This window comes from Gemmatimonadota bacterium (genome assembly GCA_026705765.1).
Classification (GTDB): Bacteria; Latescibacterota; UBA2968; order UBA2968; family UBA2968; genus VXRD01.
In genome coordinates this window covers 1-7,568 of the sequence record JAPPAB010000083.1, presented here as the reverse complement: position 1 = coordinate 7,568, position 7,568 = coordinate 1, and the positions used below count along the sequence as shown (strand labels likewise).

General features: G+C 50.7%; 4 protein-coding genes. 1 reads left to right on the top strand and 3 read right to left on the bottom strand.

Annotation, left to right across the window (positions count from 1 at the left end; genetic code table 11):
- Positions 1–803: 803 nt before the first annotated feature.
- The gene (locus OXH16_10835) at positions 804–1,817 is read left to right on the top strand and encodes a sigma-54 dependent transcriptional regulator (protein ID MCY3681886.1); all 1,014 of its coding nucleotides are present in this window, start codon (positions 804–806) and stop codon (positions 1,815–1,817) included.
- Positions 1,818–1,891: 74 nt separating this feature from the next.
- Here OXH16_10835 and OXH16_10830 read toward each other — a convergent pair whose 3' ends face one another.
- The 3 genes from OXH16_10830 to OXH16_10820 form a co-directional block, all read right to left on the bottom strand.
- A complete protein-coding gene (locus OXH16_10830; protein MCY3681885.1) occupies positions 1,892–2,947 on the bottom strand; it encodes a PorV/PorQ family protein in 1,056 nt (351 codons plus the stop codon).
- A gap of 32 nt (positions 2,948–2,979) precedes the next feature.
- On the bottom strand, positions 2,980–6,093 hold the full coding sequence (locus OXH16_10825; protein ID MCY3681884.1) for a hypothetical protein: 3,114 nt from the start codon (positions 6,091–6,093) through the stop codon (positions 2,980–2,982).
- A 15-nt stretch (positions 6,094–6,108) separates the two neighbouring features.
- On the bottom strand, positions 6,109–7,568 hold a 1,460-nt coding region (locus tag OXH16_10820), incomplete at its 5' end, for a TonB-dependent receptor (protein ID MCY3681883.1).

Below are 7,568 nucleotides of genomic sequence, written 5' to 3'. Positions count from 1 at the left end.
GGCGAAAAATCCGGAAGCGTAAAACCAGAGCTTTTTGGACATGGATACTGCTCCTTTGTGAAATGTGTTTACAATCGACTTCTTCTACAACTACCCCAGCGCATTTTCTATTCTCCCCGTACCCTCCTTTCACTATAGACTTTTCAATATTGCAATTACTCGGGGTCTCAATGCTTAATATGTGAGGGGGGTGCGTCTCCCCCCTCACACGATTTTGCTAAAGCTCAGCACTTCTCCATAGCAGCGCTTCGCCTATTAGCAAAGATGTCATCAACCATCTCTCAATACTCAAGCAAAATAAATGCCAATATTTCTCTATAAGAGCACTGCGATTCACTTTAATTTTTTTAATCGCCCAAGGTGCAAATACTGAATATCTTTTACCCTGACATTTTTCGATACAATAGATTTTTTTATTTTTTTCCTAACTTATTGATTTATATATAAATATTTCATGTATCCAGCAAAAGACTGTCAAAATATCTGAGTAATTACTCACAGGTAAAGTGCTGCTGACTCTATTTATGGATTCTGAAAAAAAATCGCTTTTAATTTTTACAACACAGGAAGAATCAACCGCGTTAACAGCGTCAAAATGTCGCCGGGTGCGTCATAGTGTCGCACTGCAAAACAAAAAAGACACGATCAAAAAAAGATCGCGCCTCAATGCTCAAGTACAAATTTCCGGAATTACAAATTTTAATAATTCAGTGCGGAACTAAGTGTACATCTGATAGTCTAATACAAAGGGAGTGATAGATAAAAAAACCGTCAAAATCCCATATCTAACAGACGGGAGGACTATGCAAAAACAGATACTGATTACTGAACCCAGAGATGAGCAGAACGAAAACGCAAAGGACAAAACAGAACACCTGCTTCAAGGTGCATCGACATGCATAGCGAAAATCAGAGACCAGATTCAATATCTGGCTCCTTTTAAGACGACTGTGCTCATCACAGGAGAAAGCGGTACGGGCAAAGAACTGGCTGCAAAAACACTCCACGAAACTGGCCCCAGGGCCGACCACCCTTTTATTGCCGTAAATTGTTCTGCGATTCCCCGCGAACTGACCGAAAGCCATCTTTTCGGCCATATTAAAGGGGCTTTTACCAGTGCGACCACGACCCGACAGGGCGTGTTTGAAGCAGCGCATCGCGGCACCTTATTTCTCGATGAAATCGGCGATCTGGGTCTTGACGTACAGGCCAAGTGGCTGCGCGTTCTGGAAAGCCAACAGATAGTGCGCGTGGGCAGTACAGACCCCATCGATATCGATGTGCGGATAATTGCCGCCACAAATAACGATCTCAAGAAAGCCGTTGCCAATGGCTCGTTCCGCGAAGATCTCTACTATCGCCTCAATGTCCTTCACATTGATATGCCCCCTTTGCGGCTACATCCCGAAGACATCCCCGCAATGGCAACCAATTTTCTCAAAAACTTTGCTCAGGACAACGACCTCGCACCTAAAGAACTCGCTCCCGAGACGATCCTGTATCTCATGACCTATTCATGGCCAGGCAACGTGCGCGAACTCAAAAATATTCTCGAACGTCTCGCCGTTATGGTCAAAAGAGACACCATATTACCGACTGATCTGCCCTCCGATATTTATACGCCACAGCGCGAGGATTCAAATGCCGTGAACATCGATTTGAGCATGCTCGAAGGACTATCCCTACACACCGTTGAAAAACTCATCATAGACTACACCCTAAACTGCGTCAATGGCAACCGCACACATGCGGCCAAAAGGCTGGGCATTAGCCTTCGCACCCTCCAGCGCAAGCTCAAAGAATATTACAACTGCTAAAGTACATACAAAAAAGCTCAGAGATCGTAATGATCTCTGAGCTTTTTTATTTTTTGCCTTTCAGGACGCACTTCTCAGAACCCGAGTCCCACAGTCAACCAGTGATTATCCTGAAAGAACTCGGTCTTGCCAAAGGCATAATCCACTTGAAAAGCCATATTGCCCATGGGCACATTGAGACCAAAGCCAAACGTCGGGCCCAGAATATATTCCTTCTTAAACCCGTTGGGCAGGGCATCACTTGTTGGAGACGTCACATACCCTCCGCGCAACTGAAGAATTTGTTTCATCGAATACTCAACGCCAGCCTGATACTCGTCAGTCGCCAGATTGTTATTGCGGAAAGTTGCAGAAAAAGTAGCTTTGCCCAGCGCGTCTTCATAGAAAGCATAGGAAAGACCGATTTCTATAGACGTAGGCAATTCCGCAGATGCCAGTGATGTGCGGAAACTGCGCGACCCGGCTTGAGGATCAGCTTCTGGAATCGCGTCTTGCAATTTCACCACCCGATCCAGGTCCGGACCATCAAACCGCAGGTCTGGGCCATAGTTTCGCATAGCAATACCCAGCGTCAGGCCCTTTAGCGCGGTTTTGTACTGAAAACCAAAGTCAAACGCCAGACCATTGGCGACCTCGCGCTTAATCGCCTCGTGGATATATTTGATCGTCGTTCCAAACGCCACGCGGTCTGTCAACAACTGCGAATACGTAAATGTCACGCACGAAAACCTCGGAGAGAGTATCTCGCCCGTACCTTCGGGCGACTCCTCCGTCGTCACAACAATATCGCCCACGGCTAACGTACGGGCACTGATCCCCACCGAAATATCATCCCGCAAACGCGTGGTGATCGCAAAATAGTTCACATTCATATCCGCGATATAATCCAGATATGAAAACACGGCTTCGCGTTTGTGCGTTCCAAATACCAATCCCGAGGGATTCCACTGCAATGCCTCGGCGCCTTTTACATGAGCCAGTATGGCGCCCCCAAGTGCTGTACCGCGCGAACCAATTGGAATACGCAACTCTTGAGCCGCGGCTGTGCCGATGCGGCTCTCATCGCCTGCACGGGCATCCTGAGCGATCAATGCCAGCGCGGCAAACAGAAAAATCATCTTCCTGAACATAATTTATTCCTCCATGAGCCAGAATCAGTTCGTTAAAATGTATTCAGCGTCTCTGCTTCCATAAACACCGCACACTTGATAAAATGCGTACCGATATTTGGCGCGTCAAAATGCGCGATATAAATGCCGCTGGCAACCAGCACACCCTGATCTGTTTTCAGATCCCAGGTATCAAACGACAGACCATTATTGTGGTTAATCGTCCGCACCAAATCCCCCGACAGACTGAAAATACGGATCGTACACTGCGCGGGAAGATTGGTAAAACGCATCTGACGTGCGAGAGAAGTGAATTCATAAGACGAACGCCCCAGATACGGATTGGGCACCGCCAGAATTTTGGTCAAATCCTCCGCCGCCAACTCCTGATCATTGCGGATAGCCCCCTGCGTGTTAAATGCAAACACATCGTTGGGGCTATTGACTTTATTGGCCAGAATCAAAAACGAATCGCCATCTTGCGGGAACCGATCTGGCGTGCGGCGCGCGGCCCAAATGATATACATAATGGGTGGTGCCGGATTGTCGTTGATCATGCCCTGAGACAACTCCGCCACATTGGAATCATCATCCGGCTCGGTATAATCCCGGTCAAAAATGAACAGCCACTCGCGCGGTCCGCCACCAGCCAGATTGCTGACATCGCCGTAAAATGCCGGACCATATGCGCCGTTGACCAGGCCGCCGGGCTGGTTATTCTCCAGCCAGCCAACTTCGAGACGCCGGTTATTTTCCACATCCCATGCAGAAAGCGCGATTGGATTGCGCTCCTGATACACGTAAACACCGGGACCCGATGTATTGATGATATAATTACTCCAATCATAAGGTGCCTGTGTCGTCGTCTGATCTGCAGGTGCAGGAGGAGGAGCACCCGCCCCGCGCAAATACCGATAGCCATAAGACACATTGGGATTGGTCAGGTCAATGGGTTTGTACTGATCCTCGCCCTCATCTTCAATCACACTGGTAAATCGCAATTCCACATTGACCAATTGCGCAGGTGAAACGCTCGTCGGACCAAACCACATATGGGCAACATCGCCCGTCATCGCACCGTTGAAGCCTTCGGCACCCCAGTTGGTACCTGCCCAGGTGTACCAGCGCGCGCCCGATGGAATATCCCAATCCTTGATACCGAGGGGAGGACCCGTCACCCGCACGAGCAAACCCTCGACAATCGGATTGGCAATCCCCTGATCCAGTGTGGCGTGCTGCGGCATATCTGAAAGCACGGCCTGACCACTCGACAGATTGATCAGATCCCAAACCGTTCCCGCATCGGTCTCGCGGAAGCGCACTTCGTAAGGCGCGCCCGTGACCTGTGTATCGTCAACCACCTGCACAGCCACGACACCATCGCTCGAACCCGATGTATGCTCAACAGTACTATCCACACCCACGGTATTGAATCGCGTACCCGCAGTGGGTCCGCGCGGCACAATGCCATTTGCCGGAATCAACTCATCCGACAGAGGCTTAAACGTCATGCGCCCATCAGCCAGAGGCGAGATGGATGTCTCGAGCGTTTTGGGCGACCTGCTCTCATTCAGCGAATAGGCCGTCACTGCAAAATAATAGGTTTTACCCGTCACCAGCCTACCGCCCAAAACCTTATCCTCGGTCAGTTCAATATAGCGCCGAATGCCCGAGTCGCCGCCAAATTGCACGGGCGAGTTGACCACCACACCGGAACCTTCATCAAACTGATTGTCAAAAATAATGGCCGACCCATTGACCATGTCATAAGTCGCAAGACGCCGCCAGGGACCAGCGACCGACTCGCCCTGATACACGTTATAACCTTCAAAATTGTAATCGCCCGAGGCAACTTCTGAATCATCTCCCCAGGTCAACTGAACTTTGCCATTGCCCATTTGATCGCCCGTCACAGCCACCGATACCTGGGGTGAAGGCGGAGGCGATGGCAGTGCAAAATTGGCGTCAAAGGCCGATTGGGCAAATGTATCGTTAAAACGCGCCGCCGTAATCGACGTGAGCCGATCTTGACCTTGACCTATAATAATGGCACCCACCACTTCCTGTGTATCACCGGGTGCGAAGGTAAACGGACCCGCCGTGAGCATAAAGCGGCGATCAGCCGGGTTTTCGTCGAGCCAGCCCGTGCCCGCAACCGGATCTCCATCGACCATAAAAGCCTTCACTTGACCCGTAATTGGATCGGTGTGATCGGTCACGCCGCCATCCGGATCGAGACCCTTCATATAATTATAGGTCTCTTCCGCAGTGTGAGGATCCGTACCGTTGATGTATTTGTTAAACGACGTCATCGGCAATTCCACGCCGTCATCGCCAATCGGACCCTTGAAAAAGTCATATCCCACAGCAGGAGGTGACGAACCGTACTGCGCATCTACGTTTGATCCATTATAACAAAATCCAAAGCTGGTCTCCACATCGCAGCCCACCAGGTCGTTATCGAACTGCCCCAGATCGGGATCGGACCACAGCGACACATAAGTGCTATCGATGGTATTACCACCCTTGTTGATGAGCAAAAATTTGATGAATATCACATTGCCAAGTGGACCTGTGCGGTCAAACGCAAATGTCGTCTGCTGTATTTCAACGCCCAAAGGCGCGGTCTGCATATTGGTGTGAGAACCCGGATCGGCATCGTTATAAACCGCCCACAGGGTCTGGTCACCCAGCACCATTGGCGTGCCATCGGAATTGACCGGCGCACCGTCTTCAACCGGCCACTGTGCGTAATCCGGATTTTCCGGGCCGTCGCCTTTGCTGATCTTATACACGCGATAGCGATCGAGTTGCGGATCGGCGGGTGTGCCGTCGGGCAAAATCGGCCCGGGTGCAAACTCAAATGAATACTCGGCAATCGCCACGCGGATCTCGCCATTGACCTTGCCCGCAATCCACGGACCAGAGGCAAATACCGCAGTTTTGCCCGTGCCCTTGGGAAATTCAAGACCCGAAGCCCCGGTCGCCAGATCCCAGGCGAATGATCCCTGGTTGGTCACAAACATTCTGATATTGTTCACATCAATCACTTGATCATTGCTAATTTTACCCAGCCGCGGCTTTTGCGAGGGCGATACAGCCAGCGCAATGCCAGCTATGCTCACGCTCATCAAAGCCAGCGTCAAAATATTCAAAAAGCTTTTCATGTCCTGGTCTCCCTTTTAGAAGCTGAGCGCGAGTCCGAAGCGAACCTGCCGCGGCGTGTCAAAGTTAAATGGACTTTTCTCTTTCAGCTTGTATTTATCTTCGCCCAGTTGACCAAAGCGCTCCACAAATTTGCGGCCTTCGTCTGTATTCAACCAGCCCGAAGTCATTGGGCTACCCGTGCTCGAATACACGGGGCTGGTTGCGTTGGCGCGGTTGAGCAAATTGAGCACCCAAACGTATATGTCGCCCTGAAGTCCTATAATTTTGAAACGCTTATTCGCCTTCACATCAGTCCTGAATGTCCAGGGACCATAGCTGGAATTCACCGGTCCCGAAGGACGTGACGCCGAAGCCCCTGTGGTCACTTCATTAAACGTAAACGTAGGGGTATAGGGGAACCCACTCCCGGCTTCGAACAACACATTGATTCCGGCATTGGACAGCGGCTGACCGCCCAGGAACCTTGGGCCGTCTTTATCTACAAAGCGATAGTCAATCGATGCCGCAATTTTGTGGCGTTGATCAAAGTCGAGTGGAGAGGTCGATTTGGGCGGCTCGGTCACGCCGGGTTGGAAGCCCCAGGCAATCCGCCGCTGGGTTTGTGGGGTTGATCCCGTGCCCGTCGCATAAGCGAGAGAATAAGATATGCGCGCTGTTGTACGCCCTGTACGCCGCATGAGCAAACCAAAGTCCAGCCCCTTAATGGTTCCGTAGTCGTTGTTGCGGAACGAGGAAAAAGCCGTGGGATCAGACGGAATTGTCGCCACCTGAACGAGATTTTCTACAGCTTTGTAATAAGCAGTGACATCGACACTGGCATGATCGCCCAACTGCTGCACCACACCCACTTCGTAAGCCGTGGTTTTTTCCGGCCTGAGATTCGGATTGCCAAAGGCGTAATAATATCCCCCCAGTGGCACTTTGTATTCCAGATAATCCAGACCAACATACAGGTCTTCCAGCTTGGGTTGCTGGTAAAAAACGCCGTAGTTCATGTGAAACACGGTCTTATCTGTAACGGGAAACCCAACGCCCAGGCGCGGGCTAATCTTGTGATACACGCTGTTGCCAGCCAGATCCGATGGATCCAGCGTGGAATCGCCACCCAATGGCACGCCTTCATTAGCGAGCACATCGGTACTCGCATTCAAATAATCGTACCGAATGCCCGCATTGATGATCAACCCGTCGTATTCCATCTTGTCCTGCACATAAAACGAGGCCAAAATGGGTTCTTTTAGCGCGTCTCGGGTCGAATCCAGAGGTTCGACTGCCTGGCCATCCCAGTTGTAATCATACCCATAGCGATCTACATCCTGAAAGCCACCCCTGTCGTCTGTGCTGACAAATGGACCGCGGTAGGTCAAACTGGGGGTCAGGTGCCGGTAATAACGCAACCGATGCATCTGCACGTCAAAACCGAGCTTAAATTGGTGATTGCGGCTAATCTGGCTGGTCAGATCAAAGTCGATAG